Genomic DNA, 17775 nt, shown 5'->3' with positions numbered 1-17775 from the left:
CGGGGGCTGCATGTCAGAAAAGATCAGCATCGGCGTGGGCATGGTGGGCCACGCCTTCATGGGCCGCGTCCACTCCCAGGCCTGGCGCAGCGTGGGAGCCTTCTTCGACCTGCCGCTGGCGCCCCGCATGGCGGTGCTCGCGGGCAGGTCGAAGGAGCGCACGTCGGCCGCCGCGGCCCAGCTCGGCTGGGCCGACGTCGAGACCGACTGGAGGGAGCTGATACGGCGCGACGACGTGCAGATCGTCGACGTCTGCACGCCCGGCGACTCCCACGCCGAGATCGCCATCGCCGCCCTGGCGGCCGGCAAGCACGTCATCTGCGAGAAACCGCTGGCCAACACCGTCGCCGAGGCCGAGGCCATGGTGCGCGCCGCCGCCTCGGCGCCCGGGAAGAACATGGTCGCCTTCAACTACCGCCGGGTGCCGGCCATCGCCCTGGCCCGGCGGTACGTCGAGGAGGGCCGGCTCGGCGAGATCCGGCACGTCCGCGCCCAGTACCTGCAGGACTGGATCGTGGACCCGGAGTTCCCGCTGGTGTGGCGGCTGCGGAAGGACAAGGCAGGCTCGGGGGCGCTCGGCGACATCGGCGCGCACATCATCGACACCGCCGAGTTCGTCACCGGGCAGCGCGTGGTGGGCGTCTCGGCGCTCACCGAGACGTTCGTCAAGGAGCGTCCCCTGGCGGAGGACTCGGCCGGCCTGGCCGCCACCGGCGGGACGGCCACCGGGCAGGTCACGGTGGACGACGCCGCGCTGTTCATCGGGCGGCTCTCGGGCGGCGCCGTCGCCTCGTTCGAGGCCACCCGCTTCGCCACCGGGCGCAAGAACGCGCTGCGCATCGAGCTCAACGGCTCGCTCGGCAGCCTCGCCTTCGACTTCGAGGCCATGAACGAGCTCTGGGTCAGCGAAGGGGACGCCGGCTTCACCCGGATCCTCGTCACCGAGCCCGGCCACCCGTACGCCGGCGCCTGGTGGCCGCCCGGCCACGGCCTCGGCTACGAGCACACGTTCACCCATGAGATCAAGGACTTCCTGGAGGCGATCGCCGACGGCCGCGATCCCGCCCCGTCGTTCGCCGACGGGCTGCGGGTGCAGCGCGTCCTCGCGGCGGTCGAACGGAGCGCGGCCGACTCCAGCCGCTACACAGTCGTGGAGGACGCATGAGACCGGTCACGTTGTTCACGGGCCAGTGGGCCGACCTGCCGTTCGAGGAGGTGTGCCGGCTCGCCGCCGAATGGGGGTACGACGGCCTGGAGATCGCCTGCTCGGGCGACCACTTCGACGTCGCCCAGGCGGTGTCCGACCCGTCGTACGTCGAGCAGAAACGCGCCCAGCTCGACAAGCACGGCCTCAAGGTGTGGACCATCTCCAACCACCTCGTCGGCCAGGCCGTCTGCGACCACCCCATCGACGAGCGCCACAAGGCTATCCTGCCCGCCCGGATCTGGGGCTCAGGCGACCCGGAGTCGGTGCGGCAGGCCGCCGCCGAGGACATGAAGGACACCGCGCGGGCCGCCGCCCTGCTCGGCGTCGACACGGTCGTGGGCTTCACCGGCTCGTCGATCTGGCACACGGTCGCCATGTTCCCGCCGGTGCCCGCCTCCATGATCGACGCGGGCTACCAGGACTTCGCCGACCGCTGGAACCCCATCCTCGACGTCTTCGACGAGGTGGGCGTACGGTTCGCGCACGAGATCCATCCGAGCGAGATCGCCTACGACTACGTGACGACGCAGCGCACCCTGGAGGCCATCGGCCACCGGCCCGCGTTCGGCCTCAACTGGGACCCGTCGCACATGGTCTGGCAGGACCTCGACCCGGTGGCGTTCATCCTGGACTTCGCCGACCGGATTTACCACGTGGACTGCAAGGACACCCGGGTCCGGGTCGGCGACGGCCGGCGCGGGCGTCTGTCCTCCCACCTGCCGTGGGCCGACCTGCGGCGCGGCTGGGACTTCGTCTCGACGGGCCGCGGCGACGTGCCGTGGGAGGACTGCTTCCGGGCGCTCAACTCGATCGGCTACACCGGGCCCATCTCGATCGAGTGGGAGGACGCGGGCATGGACCGCCTGGACGGGGCCAAGGAGGCGCTGGGCTACATCCGCCGCCTCAACGCCATCACCCCGCCGGCCACCTCCTTCGACGCCGCCTTCTCCACCACCTGACTCCGGGCTCCCGCGGTTTCTTCCGGAACCTCAGCTTCTTCCGGAACCTCAGCCATGGGGCACACGGCAAGGTCCTCACCTGGGGGCGCGCCGCGCGCGTTCCGGCGCTCGTGCGCGCCCCCTTCGACCCGCGGGAAGGGCATGGACCTCGCTCATGCTCGGGCGGCGGCTTCGCGCTTGGTTCCAGGGTGTCCGACCACGGGGGCGGGGTGCGGGGCGTCGGCTGCGGGAGACTGGGGGAGTGACCACCGAGAGCGCCCGCCCGGGCCCGCCCGCGACGAGTCCCTCCATCGTGCTGCTCACGCTGGCGCACCGGATCGAGTCGGAGCTGGGCGCCGCGCTCTCGCCCCTCGGGCTGACGGTCAGCAGGCTCGGACTGCTCGGGCACATCGCGGGCGTGCCCGGCGCGTCGTTCAGCGACCTGGCGCGCATGTCCGGCATCACCGTGCAGAGCGTCCACACGGCGGTGAAGGCGCTGGCCGGGGCGGGGCTCGTCCGCGACGGAAAGGCCAGGGCCGGGTCGGCCTCGACGCTGGAGCTCACGCCGGAAGGCGCGCGGCTCGTGCAGGAGGCGATGCGGGCCGTGGCGGCGGTGGACGAGGCGCTGTTCGGGTCGGACGCGGACCCGATCCAGCGCCAGATCGCCGACGCCGTACGGGCGGCCTTCGGGGCCGGCGCGACCGAGTGACGCGCGGGCGCGGTCCGGGGCGGCGCTGACCCGAACAGCGGCGCTGACCCGAACAGCGGTGGTGACGCATTGAGGGGATGGCGGTGACACGATGAGGGGATGGACGCCGACCTGGCGCGCCGGCTTTTCGGCGGGCAGCGCGTCGCCCGGCTCGGCACCGTGGCCGGCGACGGGGCGCCCCACCTGGTGCCCGTCACCTTCGCGCTGACCGGAGACCGGGTCGTCATCGCGGTCGACCACAAGCCCAAGACGACGACCGACCTGAAGCGGCTCCGCAACATCCGGGCGCACCCCCGAGTGTCCCTCCTGGCCGACCGCTACGAGGACGACTGGACCGGCCTGTGGTGGGTGCGCGCCGACGGCGCCGCCCGCGTCGTCGCCCCCGGCTCCCCCGAGGCGGGCGAGGCGATCGGGACGCTGACCGGGAAGTACGAGCAGTACCGCCGGAATCCGCCGGACGGGCCGGTCATCCTCGTGGACGTGACCCGCTGGTCCGGCTGGGCCGCGTCACCGAACGCGTACGAACAATGACTCTGGGTGAGCTAGCCTTGGCGGGTGGCTTACGAACCCCCCGCCGGCCCGCTCACGCCGGGCGGCTTCGACACTTCACGAGACGTCGCCGCCGGCCTGCCGCTGTCCCTCGTCGAGCAGTGGCGCGCAAGCGCGGGCACCGCCGATGACGCGCGGCGCCTGCTGAGCCCCCACGAGATCCGCGGATACTCCGTCGTGTCCGACTCGGCCGGGCTCACCCGGCTCAGCCAGCGGCTCGGCCTGCTGGAGGTGCTGGCGCTCATCGACCGGCCCAAGCGCATCCTGCACGCCTGCGCCCGGAGCGCCGGCGGGCGCGCGGTGGGCGTGTGGGCGGCCGACAACGCGCAGCTGTTCCACGCGGAGGCCGCGGACCCGTCAACGCTGCTGTCCGCTCTGCTGACGGCGCAGGACGAGATCCGGCGGCACTGCGTGGTCCGCATCGGGATCGGCGTGCACCTGGGGTCGTTCTACGAGCTGTCGGGCGGGCTGTACGGCGCGGAGGCCGACGCCGCCGAGGAGTTCGCGGAGAACGACACCGAGGGCGGCGAGATCGCGGTGACACAGGCCGTGGTCGACCGGCTGCCGGACGGCCACCCGTTCGTGCTGCGGCGCAAGGACGGCGCCGACGGTCTCGTCGGCCCCGTCCACCAGGTGGTCGACGGCCCCCGGCTGGATGTTCCCCGGCTCGGCGAGGCGTGGTCGGGCGAGGGATGGCCGGGCGCGTCCGGATCGGCCGGGCAGGAGCACTATCCCATCCCGTACTCCGCGGCCTTCTACGCCGACCTGTTGTTGCTGGACGCCCGCCCCGGGGACGCCGAGCTGGCCGAACGGCTGGCGGCCGGGCACCTGCGCGACCGGACCGTGGTCCTCGTGGAGCGGAGCGCCGCTCCAGCGGACACGCCGGAGGTGGAGCTGCTCAGGGGGCTGTCGCTGTCGGCGGCGATGCGGGAGGCCGGTCTCCGCCTCCTGCCGTCCGAGGGTGCCGTGGAGATCAAGGTCGCCGGGCCGCTGGGCATCTACCTGTTCGAGGAGCCGGCACCGGCCGTGCGCTTCGCGCTGAGGCTGCGCACGGGGCTCGCCGAGCGAGAGATCGTGGCCCGGATCGGGGTGGCCGCCGGGCCCGTGCTGGCAGGGCGGACACCCGGCGGCGGCTGGGACGTCGCCGGGGCCCCGGTCAACCTGGCGTCCAAGATGGCCCAGGACCTCGGCAGCCCCGGCCGCGTCCACCTGAGCGAGGCCGTGCGCGACGCCGTGGCCGACCATGCCGATCGCGCTGACCTGGCGGGGTTCGAGCCTGTCCGGCGCACGGTGTCGGGGGTGGAGATGACGTACTACGAGGGCTGATCTTCGCGGGCCGGCAGGGGGTCAGCCTCTCTGCCGCCACTGCTCCATGACCTGCCGGAAGGCCTCGCTCACAAGGAGAAGGAGCTCGGCGGAGGACTGGAAGCGGGCGCCCGCCGGGGTCGTCGCCCCGAGAATCTCGGTTCCGCGCTGCGACGCGGCCGTCAGAGCGTCGTTCATCTGCAGAGCCGCGAGCATCGACCGAAGCCAGATCTCATCGTCGATGACATAGCGTTCGCGCCGCGCGCCGGGGACCCGTTCGCGCCTGAGCATTCCCTGCTCTTCGAGGAAGGCGACGGCGTGCGAGATCGACGCCGGGCTGACGCGAAGCCGCTGGACCAGGTCGGCGGCGGTGAGCGCGCCGGAGTCGGTGATGTACAGGCAGACCAGCACCCTGGCCTCCATCCGGGGCAGCCCCTGCTGAACGAGGAGAGCGGTGAAGGACTCCGCGAAGTCCTGCACCGCCTGCGGGTCTCGCCCATGGCCGCTGTCGGAGATCGGCGGCGCCGGAGGCGGCGCCTGCTTCTGCCGGCGGGCACGGTGCCGGGTGGCCTCGTGCGCCTGGTCCGCTCTGTAGTCGTCGGGTCCGCCGTTGCGGGTGACCTCCCGCATGATGGTCGAGGCGGGCCGCCCCATACGCCGGCCGATCTCCGCGTATCCGAGCCCCTCGGTCAGCCAGGCGGCGATGTGCTGTCGATCCTGGCCGGTCAGTCTGCCTCCGGGCATCGGCGCTCGGCTCCTATCCGTCGACATGCGCGAAGCGCGGCGCCCCGGCACCCTCCGCTGCACAGTATGCATTCACTGGCATCCCATTGCAATGTCGCATCGCGGTCCACCCTTTGCGTTCAGTGTCATGCACATTGCAAAGACGACTCGATGAGCCGCATCTAGCAGGCAGTACGCGCCATCTTTGCCTGTTGACTGAATTATAAACGCAATGTACTGTCGCAGACGTTCAGAGATTCCCGAACGCTCGCGAGTGCCGGTGGCGCCGCAGAGGGAGTCCCGTGGCCGAGCTCCAGCTCGCCGAACGCCCGTCTCGCAAGGTCGAACACCGTAGGCAAGGGATTCATGATGGAAACAGGCAACAACGGCTTCTCCGAAGCGGGGCTGCGCAGGCTGCGTGAGGTGCTGGAGCGGCATGTCGAGTCGGGGAGGATTCCCGGGCTCGTCGCCCTGGTCGGCCGGGGCGGTGAGACGCACGTCGAGGCGCTCGGGACGATGCGCCATGACGGTGGCGCGCCGATGCGCCGGGACACGATCTTCCGGATGGCCTCGACCACCAAGCCGGTCGCGATGGCGGCGGCGATGGTCCTGCTCGACGAGTGCAGGCTGCGGCTGGACGACCTGGTGGAGCCGTGGCTGCCGGAGCTCGCCGACCGCCGGGTGCTGAAGCGGATCGACGGCCCGCTGGACGAGACCGTGCCGGCCCGGCGGCCGATCACCGTACGGGACCTGCTGACCTCCACCTTCGGGCTCGGCATGGACATGACGGCGCTGGGCAGCCCGATCATGGGCGCGATCTTCGAGCAGGGGCTCACGCCCGATCTGCCGGAGCCGATGCCCGAGCCGGACGAGTGGATGCGCCGCCTGGGCACGCTGCCGCTGATGCACCAGCCCGGAGAGCGCTGGCAGTACCAGATCAGCCACGACGTGCTCGCCGTGCTGGTGGCCAGGGTCACGGGCCAGTCGTTCGAGACGTTCCTGCGTGAACGCATCTTCGGCCCGCTGGGGATGGAGGACACCGCCTTCCACGTGCCCGCCGACAAGATCGACCGGCTGCCGGCCCTGTACGCCCCCGACCCGCAGACCGGGGAGTTCCACGTGTGGGACGAGGCCGAGGGGGGACGGTGGAGCCGGCCTCCGGCGTTCCAGGGCGGCGGCGGCGGACTGGTCTCCACCGCCGACGACTACCACGCCTACTTCCAGATGCTGCTCAACGGCGGGATGCACGGCGGCGAGCGGATCCTGTCCCGGCCCGCCGTCGAGCTGATGACCACCAACCGCCTCACGCCCGAGCAGCAAGCCGCCCGGCACGCCATGGCCACCGGCAACGTCCATGTGTCATTCGGGCAAGGGCAGCACGGCGGCTGGGGCATGGGGATGGCGGTGCGCACCTACCGCGGCGACTACGCTCCCGTCGGCCAGTTCGGCTGGGACGGCGGAAGCGGCACCTCGACCTACGCCGACCCCGAGAACCGGCTCACCGGAATCCTGCTCACCCAGGTCGGCATGTCCGTCCCAGACCCCGCGCGGCTCATCCACGACTTCTGGACCACGCTCTACCAGGCCATCGACGACTGACAGCCACAGCTGGTCACGGGGTCGTCTCCGGACCCCGTGACGCGGGGCGCTATCGGCTCGCGCGGCCGGCGGTGCCGCAGATGTGCGGCTCGCCTGACGGCGGTAAGACCCTGACCGCCCCCTTTCGCGGCACGTCCGTGGCGGCGTTGCCGTGGAACTCGGTCGTCGGGCCGACCCGTGGCGGGCGAGCAGCGAGCGCACGCCCGCCACGGGTCGGGTCCGGCTGCCGGGGCATGGGCGGCCGTGGCGAGGGCCAGGGCTGCGATGAGGGGGTGCAGGCCGTACATCCAGGTGGTGAGTGAGGATCAACTGGACGGTGCGAATCCCGTGTGTGATCACGTCAGTGGGTGTGACGGGGCTATTGCCGCCCGGTGAGCGTGCGGTGGTGAGCGAGGCGCAGGACAGCCGTCACGAGGCCCGCCGCGGCCGCCACCACGAGAGTGATCGTCAGCGGCGCCGCGAAGTACGTGAGCTGCGCCCACGTGACCGTCCGGCCGTTCATCAGGAACGAGATCAGGTCCGGGTACGCCGCCAGCAGCGCCGCGGGCAGCAGCACCGGCACCAGGCGGAGCCCGGCCCGCCACTTCCTCGGCGTCCTCGTGGCGAGTCGCCGGGCGGCCCAGCGCCGGGAGCGGACGGCTCCCAGGGTCCCGAGCGCCGCCGCCGCCAGCGTGACCACCCCCAGTACCAGCTCGAACTGCTGCCTGTCGCCCCCCGGCACCTCCGGCGTCCGGCCCTCGCTCAGGTCCGCCAGCCCGCTCGCGATGGCGAACGTGTCGTCCGTCAGGCTCGCGCTGTTCGCCATGACGGCGAAGCCGTAGCCCGTCCGCGGGACGATCGTCTCGACGGCGGTGTAGGTGAACAGGTTCCCCGAGTGCGTGAGCCGCCGGGTCTCGTCGTCGATGCCCCAGCCCATGCCGTACTCGCGCACGCTGCTCGGAGCGTGCATGGTGGTCAGGCCGGCCGGGCCGACGAGGCGGCGGCCCCGGCCGTTCTGGGTGATCAGCCAGCGGCCCATGTCGGCGGCCGTGGTGATGACGCCGCCGCTGCCGCTGCCGTCGAGGAACGCGGGCAGCTCGGGGCGCGGCAGCCAGAGGCCGAACACGGAGTTGTAGCCGTCGGCCGGCCGGACCGTCCGCTCGCTGACGCCGCTGGAGCGCATGCCGAGCGGCTCGAAGACCCGCTCCCGCATGAAGTCGCCGAAGCTCCGGCCACTGGCCACCTCCACCAGCCTGGCCGCCACGTTGTAGTTGACGTTGCAGTACTCCCAGTGCGTGCCGGGCGCGGCCCGCAGCGTGGCGGTGGCCAGCTTGGCGGCGTACTCCTTGAGCGAGGCGGCCGTGTCCAGGTCGCCGATGTCGGTCGTGGTGTCGGACAGCCCGGACGTCTGGTTCAGCAGGTGCCGCAGCGTGATCGCCTTGGCGCGCGGGTCGGCCATGCGGAACCCGGGGAGCTGCTCGGCCACGGGCTTGTCCAGGGACAGTCTGCCCTCCTCCACGAGGATCATCGCGGCCATGGCGGTGAACGACTTGGTCACCGAGGCGACCCGCATGGGCGTGCCGGCGGTGACCGTCTCGCCCGCGGAGTCGTGGCCGTAGCCGGCGGCGTGGACGATCCGGTCGCCGTGGGTCACGACGACGGACAGTCCGGGCAGACCGGTCTGGTCGAGGGCGCGGCCGACATACGCGTCGATGGCTGCCGGGGTGAGCTCGGCGGCGCGCGCGGGCCCGGCGGCCCATGCGGCCGGCGTGCACGTAATAGCAAGGCCGGTCGCCAGGGCGAGGGCGGTGAGGAGGCTTTTCACAGGTGCTCCGTTCAAGGGGGACCTGCGAAAACCTAGGGACCGGGGCCTGCCCGGGGCATCGGTCTTCCGGCCAGCCGTACCCCTGACGAAAGTCAACCCACCCGCGCGCCATGCCTCCGCCGCGGATGGCAACCGCCCTCGCCGGCGGAGTCACCTTCATGACGCAGAAGGTTGACTTGATAACGCATTGCTATGTGATATACGTCATACTCTGAAAAGTCTGTCGTGTACGGATATGTTGCGTGATATTTCTGTGACCTGCGGGCGATCATGCTCGCATTCGCGAACGGGGAATCATGCACGCGTTCACACACGGGGCCGCCTGACACAGGGGAAGCGCCGGCGTCGTCGCCGGCAATCACGGGGTTACGGGGCTGATAAGGCCGCGCTCGCAGAAGCGCCGCCTGTCGATGCCGCCTGCCCGACTAACGCCGACTTATCCGCACTTAAGTCGAATAGTCGGACAAACAGGATTATCAGCAGTTTTCACATTACTTAGGATGAGACTTGCGTATTTCGCTCACGGGGAAGCTCGCTCTCGGTCTGCTCACCGCCACCGTCCTCGCCGGAGGCACCGCGATCGAGGCCAACGCCGCCACGCCCACGCCACCGGCCGACACGGCACAGAGCAGTGACACGGCGGCCGTCGAGGCGACCATGGACGCCGCCTCGGCGCAGGCGGCCAAGAGCGGTCAGGCGGTGTCCGTGCCGACCCTGACCAACGAGAACAGCACGACCGTCGCCAACCCCGACGGCACCTTCACCGAGACCATCAGCTCCGGCGTCGCCCAGGTCAAGCGGGGGGACCAGTGGCTGCCGGTCGACACCTCCCTCGTCCAGGACGGCGCGGTGCTCAAGCCGCGCGTCTCCCGGGCGAACGTCGAGGTCTCCGCCGGCGGCGAGGGCCCGCTCGCCAAGATCGTGGACGACGCCGGCCGGGTGTTCGCCGTGCAGTGGCCGACCGCGCTGCCCAAGCCCGCGATCAAGGACAACGTCGCCACCTTCGCCAACGCCGCCGGCCCCGGCGCCGACCTGGTCGTCACCGTCCTGCCCACGGGTTTCCGCCACGACGTGGTGCTGCGCGAGAAGCCGTCCGGCCCGCTGGAGCTGCGCATCCCCGTGCAGACCGAGGGCGTCGACCTCGCCGAGGACGCGAGCGGCCGGCTCCTGCTGAAGAGCACGGCCGGTGACGGCAAGGTCGTCGCCTCCGGCTCGCGTCCGGTCATGTGGGACGCCAGCGGGCACGGCAAGCCGCGCGGCGACGCGCTGAAGCCGATCGACACCAGCGTCGAGACCCAGAACGGCGTCAAGGTGCTCGTGCTCAAGCCCGACGCGGGCTTCCTGGCCGACCCCAAGCGGAAGTACCCGGTCACGGTCTTCCCGTCGATCACGCTCCCGCAGGTCGAGACCGACACGGACGTGGCCAGCACCTGGGCCTCGCACCCCGGCGACCCGATGATCATCGCGGGCACCATGCCATGGGAGAACGGCCAGGGCGGTGACGTCATGCGCAGCCTGGTCAAGTTCAACACGGCCAAGGTCAAGGGCAAGAAGGTCATCCTGGCCACCCTCGGCATGTGGAACCTGGAGACCAACGGCTGCGGCCTCGTCGTCGGCTCCGGCCTCACCGCCGAGCGGGTCACCAGCGCCTGGGACGAGAACGACCTGAACTGGGACAACAAGCCCACGACGACCGGCGAGGGCGCCTCCACCACCCGCGCCGGCCGCGGCCGTACGTGGACCGCGCCGTGCGCCACGGGCGCCGGCTTCCTGGCGTGGCCGGTGACGAACATCGTCAAGGCGTGGGCGTCGGGCGCCCCCGACTACGGCATCCAGCTCCGCGGCGCGGACGAGAAGGAGGCCACCAACTGGCGGGCCTTCGCCGCGTCGGAGAACAAGGAGCAGGGCGTCAAGCCGCCGACCCTGGCGGTCGTCTACACCCGCTGACGGACACCGCGAGTGAGGGGCCGGGGAGCGCGCTCCCCGGCCCCTTCCGCTACTGGTCGGTCCGGCGGAGGAGGAGGGTGACGAAGCCGAGCCCGTCGCGGTAGCCGTTGAGCCACATGTCGCGGTGGGAGTCGGCGGCGGCCATGGCCTCGTCGCCGTCCGGGCCCGGGTGGTCGAGGGCCCAGCGGGTCAGAGTGCCGGTCCAGGACCACTCGTACTCGTCCCACTCGTCGCGGGTGCTGGTGTGGGCGTAGATGGTGGCGTAGCCGGCGTCGCGGGCGCGCGCCACGGTCCCGGCCAGGTCGGCGTAGTCGTCCGGGCCCGTGCCGAGCAGGTCGTGCAGCTCCTTGGACGGCTCCCCCTCCCAGAAGCCCTCGCCGATCAGCGCGAGCCCGCCCGGCCGCAGGTGCCGGCGCACGGCGTCGAGGGTCTCGGCCAGCGTGCCGAACGCGTGCGTCGCTCCCACGCACAGCACCAGCTCGTACGGCTCGGCGGAGGCGAAGGCGTCCGCGGGCGTCTGGTGCAGCCGGAGCCGGTCGCCCAGGCCGAGGCGGGCGGCGGCCTCGGCGGCGGCGGCGAGCCCCTCCTCCGAGATGTCCACCCCGTCCGCCGTCGCCTCGGGGTAGAGATCCAGCGCCCGGGTGAGCCACGCCCCCTCCCCGCAGCCGAGGTCGAGGACTCGGGCGCCGGAGGGCAGCTTGGCACGGGTGAGCAGGCGGATGAGATTGGCCTCGCTGACGGGCGCGGCGATCGGATGGTCCGCGTGGGCGAGGTGGCTGATGAGCTGACGGTGCATCCTCACGACTATGCCGAAAACGGCTCCGGGCCCGCCACCGGATATCGACGGCCGCGCGCGGGTGCGGCTCAGGCGCGGCCGACAAGGCTCTCGTAGTCGCGCAGCGTGATGTTCTCGGCGGCCTTGCGGGCCATCTTGGCGGCCATGTTCTTGCCCGGCAGATACGGCATGATCTTGTAGTAGCGATTGAGGAACGAGGCCAGGAGCCGGCTGCCCGGGACCATGAGCTTGGCGACGCCGTCGCCCATCTTCTGGCAGCCCGTGGCGTACTCGCGCATCTCCTCCTCGTAGCGGGCGAACGCCACGCGGTGGTCGCCGCGCGCCGCGGCCAGCTCGCCGGCCAGCACGTACGCGCCGACCAGGGCGAGTCCCGAGCCCATGCCCGACAGGGACGAGGGGCAGTAGGCGGCGTCGCCGACAAGGGCGACCCGCCCGCGCGTCCAGGTGTCCATGTGGACCTGACCGACCGAGTCGAAGTAGAAGTCGGGCGCCTGCCGCATGTCGTGCAGCAACCGCTCGCTCTGCCAGCCGTTGCCGGCGAAGCTCTCGGCGAGCACGGCCTGCTGCCGCGCCACGTCGCGACGGTTCAGGTCGAGGGCCGGGGAGGCGAAGTAGAAGACGGCCCTGGCCTGCGTGTTGTGCCGGGCGCTGTAGAGCGCGACGAGCCTGCCCGCGGTGCGGTAGGCGTGGCCGGTGTGGTCCAGGCCGAGGTGGTTGGCCGTGGTGAAGATCGCGCAGTAGAGGCCGAGGTGCTTGACGAACCGCTCCTCCGGCCCGAACGTCAGGCGGCGGGTGTTGGAGTGCAGCCCGTCGGCGCCGATCACCAGGTCGAACCGGCGCGGCGCGCCGCGCTCGAAGGTGACCGTCACGCCGTCGGCGTCCTCGGTGAGCGAGGTGATGGAGTCGCCGAAGACGTACTCGGTGTAGTCCTTGGTGGCGTCGTAGAGGATGCGTCCCAGGTCGCCGCGGAGGATCTCGACGTCGCCCGCGAACAGGTCGGCGGGCATCGTCGCCTGCGTCTTGCCCGCCGCGTTGACGTACGACATGGAGCCCATGCCGGTCCTGGCCCGCTCGATGTCACCGAGGATGCCCATGCGGCGCAGGACCGACAGGTGGGCCTCGCCGCGGAAGTCGACGGCGTAGCCGCCTTCGCGCAGGGCGGGGGCGCGCTCCACGATCGTGGGGGTGAAGCCGTGGCGGTGGAGCCAGTAGGCGAGCGCGGGCCCGGCGACGGAGGCGCCGGAGATCAGGACGTTGGTGTTCCTCATGCCGTTTCTCATGACCCCGAGCCTGCCGGGGAGGGCTCACCGCGGGCTCACCGCAGGCTCACCGCCCCCATCGCACCGACACGTCTCACCGCCGGGTCACCGCCTTCACGACGGTCTCGGGCAGCCCCATCAGGCGGAGGACCGCGGGGGTGGAGATCCCCATCACGGCCGCCGTCTCGCCGGCCTCCCGGAATCGCTCACGGGCCGCGGCGCGGTCGCCGTGCGCCTCGGCGACGCGGCCGAGCCCGGCGAGCGTGCGCACCCGGTCGCCGAGGCTTTTGATCCAGTGCGGGTCGAGGCGTTCGAGGGCCTCGACGTACAGCCGTTCGGCCTCGGCCAGGTCCTGCTCCAGCAGCGCGATGTCGCCGAGCCCACGCAGGGCCGCCGCCAGGTAGGTGGAGCTGCCGGCGCGGCGGGCCAGGGCGGCGGCCCTCATGTAGTCGGCGCGAGCCGCCGCCGCGTCCTCGCCGGCGAGGTGATCTCCCCGGTTGACCAGCAGGTCGGCGCTGTCCTCCAGCGCGCCGAGCTGCTCGGTCAGCGCGAGCGCCTCGTCGGTCAGCTCGACGGCCCTCGCCCGGTCGCCGCGCGTTCCGGCCAGGCCGGCGAGCGAGTCCAGGGCCAGCGCGGTGCCCCAGCGGTCGCCGAGCGAGCGGAACTCTTCCGCCGCCGCGTGGAAGTGCACCTCGGCCGCCGCGGCGTCCCCCTCGCCGAGCGCCCCGAACGCCGACACGTACCGGGCGGTCGCCCGCGCCCACGGCTCGGGGCACGCGAGCTGGGCCCGGACGAGTTCGAACGCGCCCTGCATGTCGCCCCCGACCGCGTTGCGCATCATCCACAGGAGCAGGGCCACCGGGTAGCGGCCCGGCCGGTCACCCGGCCACGCGGCGGCCAGCGCCTGCCCGGCCCGCGCGAGGTGCCGCTGCCAGACCGGATGCCCGGCGGCGTCGGACGCGGCCAGGAGCACGCACGTCACATACTCCTCACCGAGCTCGTCACTGGGCCCGTCAAGAAGTGCGCCGTCCAGCAGCATGGTGGCGTAGGGCGCGGCGGAGGCGGACAGGCCGCTCAGCCACAGGTAGTTCGAGGACGAGGCCAGCAGCCGCAGGGCCGTCTCCACCTCGCGGGCCTCGACGGCCCAGCGCAGGGCCGCCAGCAGGTCGGCGTCCTCGGCCGCGAGGATCGGCAGCCACTCCAGCTGTCCCGCCCGCCGCAGGTGCGGGTCGGCGGTCCGCGCCAGCTCCAGGAAGCGCCGGGCGTGGGCGCGTCGCACCGGCTCGGCCTCGTCCGCCGCTTCGAGCCGTTCGGCGCCGTAGGCGCGGATCGTCTCCAGCATCCGGTAGCGGCCGCCCGCCGCCTCCAGAAGGGACTTGTCGGCCAGAGACTCCAGCAGCTCGCCGTCGGCGCCGCACACCCGAAGAGCGGACTCGGCCGTCGCGCCGCCGGCGAAGACCGTGAACCGCCGCGCGGCCCGCTGCTCCTCCTCCGACAGCAGGTCCCAGCTCCACGCGACCACCGAGCGCAGCGTCCGGTGCCGCTCGGCGGCCGTCCGGGCGCCTCGGGCCGCGACCCCGAGCCGGTCGTCCAGCCGTCCCGCCAGGTCGTCGATGTCCAGCGTGCGCAGGCGCGCCGCCGCCAGCTCGATGGCCAGCGGCAGGTCGTCCAGGGCCGCGCAGATCCGCCGCACCATCTCCGGGTCGGCGGCGAAACCGCGCCGTGCGGCCCTGGCGCGGTCGGTGAAGAGCCGTACGGCCGCGTCGCCGTCCAGAGGCCGCACCTGCCAGAGGTTCTCGCCGATGACACCCAGCGGCTCCCGGCTGGTGGCCAGCACCCGTAGCCGCGGGCAGGCGGCCAGCAGCCGCGCCGCCAGCGTGGCGGCCTCTTCGACGAGATGCTCGCAGTTGTCGAGGACGAGCAGGAGCACGCGGTCCGACAACGCGGAGATCAGACGGTCGACGGGCTCCTGCTGCCCGGCCCCCTCTCCGAGGAGCCCGTTCTCGCGCAGGCCGAGCGCGCTCAGCAGCGCCCGCGGCAGGCCGGCGCCGTCGCGCAGCGCGGCCAGCTCCACGAAGCAGACGGTGTCACCCGCCGCCCCGGCGACCTCGACGGACAGCCGGGTCTTGCCGACGCCGCCGGGGCCGATCAGCGTGACCAGCCGGGCCACGCGCAGCAGGCCGGCGACCTCGGTCACCTCCGCGGCACGGCCGACGAACGACGTGAGCTGCGCGGGCGGCGCGGCCGGCGACGGCGACGGATCGGCGCTCAGCACCTCCAGGTGCAACGCGGCGAGCTCGGCCGAGGGATCGGCGCCCAGCTCCTCGGCCAGGTGCCGCCTGGTCTCCTCGAACACCTCCAGCGCCGCCGCCTGCCCGCCCTCGGCGAACAGCGCCCGCATCAACAGCGCCGCCGGCCGTTCCCGGAGGGGATGGCGGCCGGCCAGCTCGCGCAGCTCGGGTACGACCGCGCGGTGCTCGCCCAGGCACAGCTCGCCCTCGATCCGGTCCTCGAGCGCCGCGAGCCGCTGCTCCTCCAGCCGTACGGCGGCGGCCCGGGCCGTCGGGCTCTCGGGGAGGTCGGCCAGAGCAGGCCCCCGCCACAGCTCCAGCGCCTCGCGCAGCAGCGGGACGGCCCGCCCGGCGTCGCCGTCACGCAGCGCGGCCCGGCCCTGCCCGGTCAGCCGCTCGAACCGGCAGGCGTCCACGTCGTCGTCATGCGCGACCACGATCCGGTAGCCCGCTCCCGCCCGCTCGATCGCGGCCCCGCCGCCCAGGGTCGCGCGCAGCCTCGACACCTGCGAGTGCAGCGCGTGCGCCGACGTCCCCCCTGGCGGGCCGATCTCGTCGGCCAGCCGGTCGACCGGGACCACCTCGCCGGGGCGGAGCAGCAGCAGCGCCAGCAGCGCTCGCCGGGCCGGCCCGCCCAGCGGAACCTCGGCCCCGTCGTCGCGCCAAGCCCGGGTCTGGCCGAGGATTGCGAACCGCATGCGGGTGATTATGCCGGGGGTTTGATGGCGGTGCCCTGCGCGGAGACGAGCTGCCAGACGTCGGGGGAGACGGCGACGTAGACATGGGTGTAGCGGCTGCCGGCGCTGAAGGCCGTACCGTCGGGACGGGTGAAGTTCATGCCGGTACGCCCTACGACGATCCCGACGTCCCCGATGCGGCGGACGAGGGCCTCGTCCGGGAACGATTCGATCGCCGGGAACCGTACGGCGCCGGTGGCGATGGCGTCGAGAAGGACGTCCCGGCCCACGGCGGCCCCGTCCTCCACGCTCACCAGGACGAAGTCGTCCGCGAGGAGGTCGCCCAGGACCTTGACCTCAGCGGTCGTCAGCGCCTCGAAGAAGCGCTGGTCGTGGTCGAGCAGGGATCGGCGGTCTGCGCTCATGGGTGGTCCGTTCCTCGGGTGACAGGGGGCCCGAGCGTAAACCCTGACCTCAGTGTCAAGGTCAAGCCTTTCGTGCCCGTCACTCCGGTGAGCCCGCTCGTGGGCCGGAAGGCCGCGGGCATCGGTGGACGAGAGGCCGGGAAGCGGGAACCCTGGCTCGCCAGGAGCGTTCTAATGTTCGAGCCGACTCGAGGAGGCGCGCGTTGGAAAACCTGATCACCTACGTCCCGCTGCTGTTCGTGGCGTTCGGGATGCTGATCGTGCTGGTGTCGATCAAGGGGAAAGTGGACGGCAGGCAGTTCGCCCAGCGGGCGCAGCGGGTGCCGGGCGTGGTCAGCGACGTCCGGACCACGTTCACGGGGCAGGGGGAGCACCTGAGGGCGAGACGGCGACCGGTCCTGACCTTCACCACCGTGGACGGGCAGGAGATCACCACCGAGGCGCGGACGACCTCCAACCTCGGCGTCGGCAACGCGACCGACGTGCTCTACGACCCGCAGGACCCGACCCGCGCCGTGCCCGCGGATAGCTCCGCCGGCTACGCCGGAATGGTCGCCGGGATCATCGTGATCGTCATCGGCCTGGCTTTCTTCGCCGTTATCTCCGGCGGGTTCACCGGCGTCGGTGACGTCGGTGACGGCATCGGGGGTGGTGACTCCCGAGGCCAGTGCGAGATCCAGAACGCCGACGGCTCCGTCGAGCCCATGGAGTGCCCTCCCGGCCTCTGGGACGACGAGTGATCTCGATGGCGGCTCCCTGGTGATCGCCCATGGGCGACACGAAGGTGCGGCGCGGCCGGCGTCCCGCGTCCGTCAGCGTGGCGTCTGCAGCGTGCCGTTGAGCAGCACGCGGAGGCCCCACCTGGCGCGTTCCTCGGGGGTGCCCGAGACCAGCTCCGACGCCAGGGCGGCGACGTGCGGCCGCCCGGCCGGTGACGCGTCGCGCAGTGCCCGGGTGAGCGCGTTCCACTCGTCCGCGGCGTCGATCGACCGGTCCTCGGTGGCGTGCTCCGCGGCGGAGGCGGTGGCCATCAGCAGGAGCACGTCCACGCCCCAGGCGGCCTGCCCGTCAGGCACGCCGCCCTCGCTGAGCAGCGCCAGCAGGGCCTCCAGCAGATTGAGGTAGTTCGGGCCGGACGGGCGGGCCACCAGGGCCGAGCGGGCCAGGCTGGGGTGCCGGTACAGCACGTCCGTGTATGAGGTCAGTACGGCCTCGATCCGTTCACGCCAGTCCCCGGCGACGGTGACGGGGCCCAGATCGACCTCGCCCAGGAGCTCGTCGAGTATCGCCGCGTGAAGTTCGGCGGTGTTGGCCACGTACACGTACAGGGACGCCGGGCCGGTGTCGAGCTCCTGGGCCAGGCGGCGCATGGTGACCCGCGGCAGCCCCTCGGCGTGCATCAGACGCACCGCGGTCGCGATGATCCCCTTCCTGGTCAGCGCGGGTTTGGCGGGGCGCTCGCGACGGCTGCGGGGCTGATCGGTCACGAAGGTCACCGTACCAGGGCCCGATCGCGTTCGCGACGAACTTGTTCGTAACGAACATG

At 72.3% G+C, this 17775-nt stretch carries 15 protein-coding genes; 8 read left to right on the top strand and 7 right to left on the bottom strand.

Annotated elements, in window-relative coordinates; all coding sequences use genetic code 11:
* Positions 1 to 10 precede the first annotated feature (10 nt).
* The 5 genes from ACIBG4_RS13735 to ACIBG4_RS13715 all read left to right on the top strand — a co-directional run bounded on the left by ACIBG4_RS13735 (position 11) and on the right by ACIBG4_RS13715 (position 4729).
* A complete protein-coding gene (locus ACIBG4_RS13735) occupies positions 11 to 1165 on the top strand; it encodes a Gfo/Idh/MocA family protein (RefSeq protein WP_397202082.1) in 1155 nt (384 codons plus the stop codon).
* Positions 1162 to 2166 carry a sugar phosphate isomerase/epimerase family protein gene (locus tag ACIBG4_RS13730; protein WP_310708630.1) on the top strand — a complete coding sequence of 335 codons (1005 nt, stop codon included), beginning with the start codon at positions 1162 to 1164 and terminating at the stop codon, positions 2164 to 2166. Before ACIBG4_RS13735 ends, ACIBG4_RS13730 begins: the two co-directional genes overlap by 4 nt.
* Positions 2167 to 2407: 241 nt before the next feature.
* Positions 2408 to 2854, top strand: coding sequence for a MarR family winged helix-turn-helix transcriptional regulator (locus tag ACIBG4_RS13725; protein WP_397202081.1), 447 nt, complete (start codon positions 2408 to 2410; stop codon positions 2852 to 2854).
* 99 nt (positions 2855 to 2953) lie between these two features.
* Positions 2954 to 3385, top strand: a complete 432-nt coding sequence (locus ACIBG4_RS13720) for a TIGR03668 family PPOX class F420-dependent oxidoreductase (RefSeq protein ID WP_397202080.1) — start codon at positions 2954 to 2956, stop codon at positions 3383 to 3385.
* Between the two features lie 24 nt (positions 3386 to 3409).
* Entirely contained in the window at positions 3410 to 4729 is a 1320-nt protein-coding gene (locus ACIBG4_RS13715; protein WP_397202079.1) for an adenylate/guanylate cyclase domain-containing protein, read from the top strand.
* 21 nt (positions 4730 to 4750) lie between these two features.
* Here the strand turns inward: ACIBG4_RS13715 and ACIBG4_RS13710 are convergent, their stop codons facing one another.
* Entirely contained in the window at positions 4751 to 5452 is a 702-nt protein-coding gene (locus ACIBG4_RS13710; protein WP_397202078.1) for a helix-turn-helix domain-containing protein, read from the bottom strand.
* Between the two features lie 348 nt (positions 5453 to 5800).
* Between ACIBG4_RS13710 and ACIBG4_RS13705 the strand changes: the two genes are divergently transcribed.
* Complete coding sequence (locus ACIBG4_RS13705; RefSeq protein ID WP_397202134.1) at positions 5801 to 7030, top strand: serine hydrolase domain-containing protein; 1230 nt, start codon at positions 5801 to 5803, stop codon at positions 7028 to 7030.
* A gap of 358 nt (positions 7031 to 7388) precedes the next feature.
* Here ACIBG4_RS13705 and ACIBG4_RS13700 read toward each other — a convergent pair whose 3' ends face one another.
* Positions 7389 to 8834, bottom strand: coding sequence for a serine hydrolase domain-containing protein (locus tag ACIBG4_RS13700; RefSeq protein ID WP_397202077.1), 1446 nt, complete (start codon positions 8832 to 8834; stop codon positions 7389 to 7391).
* 507 nt (positions 8835 to 9341) lie between these two features.
* On the opposite strand from ACIBG4_RS13700, the gene ACIBG4_RS13695 reads away from it, so the two are divergent.
* Complete coding sequence (locus ACIBG4_RS13695; RefSeq protein WP_397202076.1) at positions 9342 to 10781, top strand: DNRLRE domain-containing protein; 1440 nt, start codon at positions 9342 to 9344, stop codon at positions 10779 to 10781.
* Between the two features lie 49 nt (positions 10782 to 10830).
* Here ACIBG4_RS13695 and ACIBG4_RS13690 read toward each other — a convergent pair whose 3' ends face one another.
* From ACIBG4_RS13690 to ACIBG4_RS13675, 4 genes are all read right to left on the bottom strand, one after another.
* Entirely contained in the window at positions 10831 to 11577 is a 747-nt protein-coding gene (locus ACIBG4_RS13690) for an SAM-dependent methyltransferase (RefSeq protein WP_397202075.1), read from the bottom strand.
* 68 nt (positions 11578 to 11645) lie between these two features.
* The gene (locus tag ACIBG4_RS13685) at positions 11646 to 12857 is read right to left on the bottom strand and encodes an FAD-dependent monooxygenase (protein ID WP_397202074.1); all 1212 of its coding nucleotides are present in this window, start codon (positions 12855 to 12857) and stop codon (positions 11646 to 11648) included.
* A 73-nt stretch (positions 12858 to 12930) separates the two neighbouring features.
* The gene (locus ACIBG4_RS13680) at positions 12931 to 15825 is read right to left on the bottom strand and encodes a BTAD domain-containing putative transcriptional regulator (RefSeq protein WP_397202073.1); all 2895 of its coding nucleotides are present in this window, start codon (positions 15823 to 15825) and stop codon (positions 12931 to 12933) included.
* 8 nt (positions 15826 to 15833) lie between these two features.
* The gene (locus ACIBG4_RS13675) at positions 15834 to 16229 is read right to left on the bottom strand and encodes a YybH family protein (RefSeq protein ID WP_397202072.1); all 396 of its coding nucleotides are present in this window, start codon (positions 16227 to 16229) and stop codon (positions 15834 to 15836) included.
* A 203-nt stretch (positions 16230 to 16432) separates the two neighbouring features.
* Here ACIBG4_RS13675 and ACIBG4_RS13670 point away from each other — a divergent pair, with 203 nt between their 5' ends.
* Positions 16433 to 16969, top strand: coding sequence for a DUF3592 domain-containing protein (locus tag ACIBG4_RS13670; protein WP_397202071.1), 537 nt, complete (start codon positions 16433 to 16435; stop codon positions 16967 to 16969).
* Between the two features lie 72 nt (positions 16970 to 17041).
* On the opposite strand, the gene ACIBG4_RS13665 is transcribed toward ACIBG4_RS13670, so the two are convergent.
* Positions 17042 to 17716, bottom strand: coding sequence for a TetR/AcrR family transcriptional regulator (locus ACIBG4_RS13665; protein ID WP_397202070.1), 675 nt, complete (start codon positions 17714 to 17716; stop codon positions 17042 to 17044).
* Between the last annotated feature and the right edge of the window lie 59 nt (positions 17717 to 17775).

Origin of the sequence: Nonomuraea sp. NPDC050383, assembly GCF_044459125.1 — a bacterium.
Lineage (GTDB): Bacteria > Actinomycetota > Actinomycetes > Streptosporangiales > Streptosporangiaceae > Nonomuraea.
This window is presented reverse-complemented; position numbering and strand designations above follow the sequence as displayed.

What these genes read in the sequence shown, in the direction of transcription:
- ACIBG4_RS13705 (WP_397202134.1), top strand. Translation starts at nt 5,801, where the DNA reads ATGGAAACAGGCAACAACGGCTTCTCCGAAGCGGGGCTGCGCAGGCTG.
- ACIBG4_RS13735 (WP_397202082.1), top strand. Translation starts at nt 11, where the DNA reads ATGTCAGAAAAGATCAGCATCGGCGTGGGCATGGTGGGCCACGCCTTC.
- ACIBG4_RS13680 (WP_397202073.1), bottom strand. Translation starts at nt 15,825, where the DNA reads ATGCGGTTCGCAATCCTCGGCCAGACCCGGGCTTGGCGCGACGACGGG.
- ACIBG4_RS13685 (WP_397202074.1), bottom strand. Translation starts at nt 12,857, where the DNA reads ATGAGAAACGGCATGAGGAACACCAACGTCCTGATCTCCGGCGCCTCC.
- ACIBG4_RS13730 (WP_310708630.1), top strand. Translation starts at nt 1,162, where the DNA reads ATGAGACCGGTCACGTTGTTCACGGGCCAGTGGGCCGACCTGCCGTTC.
- ACIBG4_RS13690 (WP_397202075.1), bottom strand. Translation starts at nt 11,577, where the DNA reads ATGCACCGTCAGCTCATCAGCCACCTCGCCCACGCGGACCATCCGATC.
- ACIBG4_RS13710 (WP_397202078.1), bottom strand. Translation starts at nt 5,452, where the DNA reads ATGCCCGGAGGCAGACTGACCGGCCAGGATCGACAGCACATCGCCGCC.
- ACIBG4_RS13720 (WP_397202080.1), top strand. Translation starts at nt 2,954, where the DNA reads ATGGACGCCGACCTGGCGCGCCGGCTTTTCGGCGGGCAGCGCGTCGCC.
- ACIBG4_RS13675 (WP_397202072.1), bottom strand. Translation starts at nt 16,229, where the DNA reads ATGAGCGCAGACCGCCGATCCCTGCTCGACCACGACCAGCGCTTCTTC.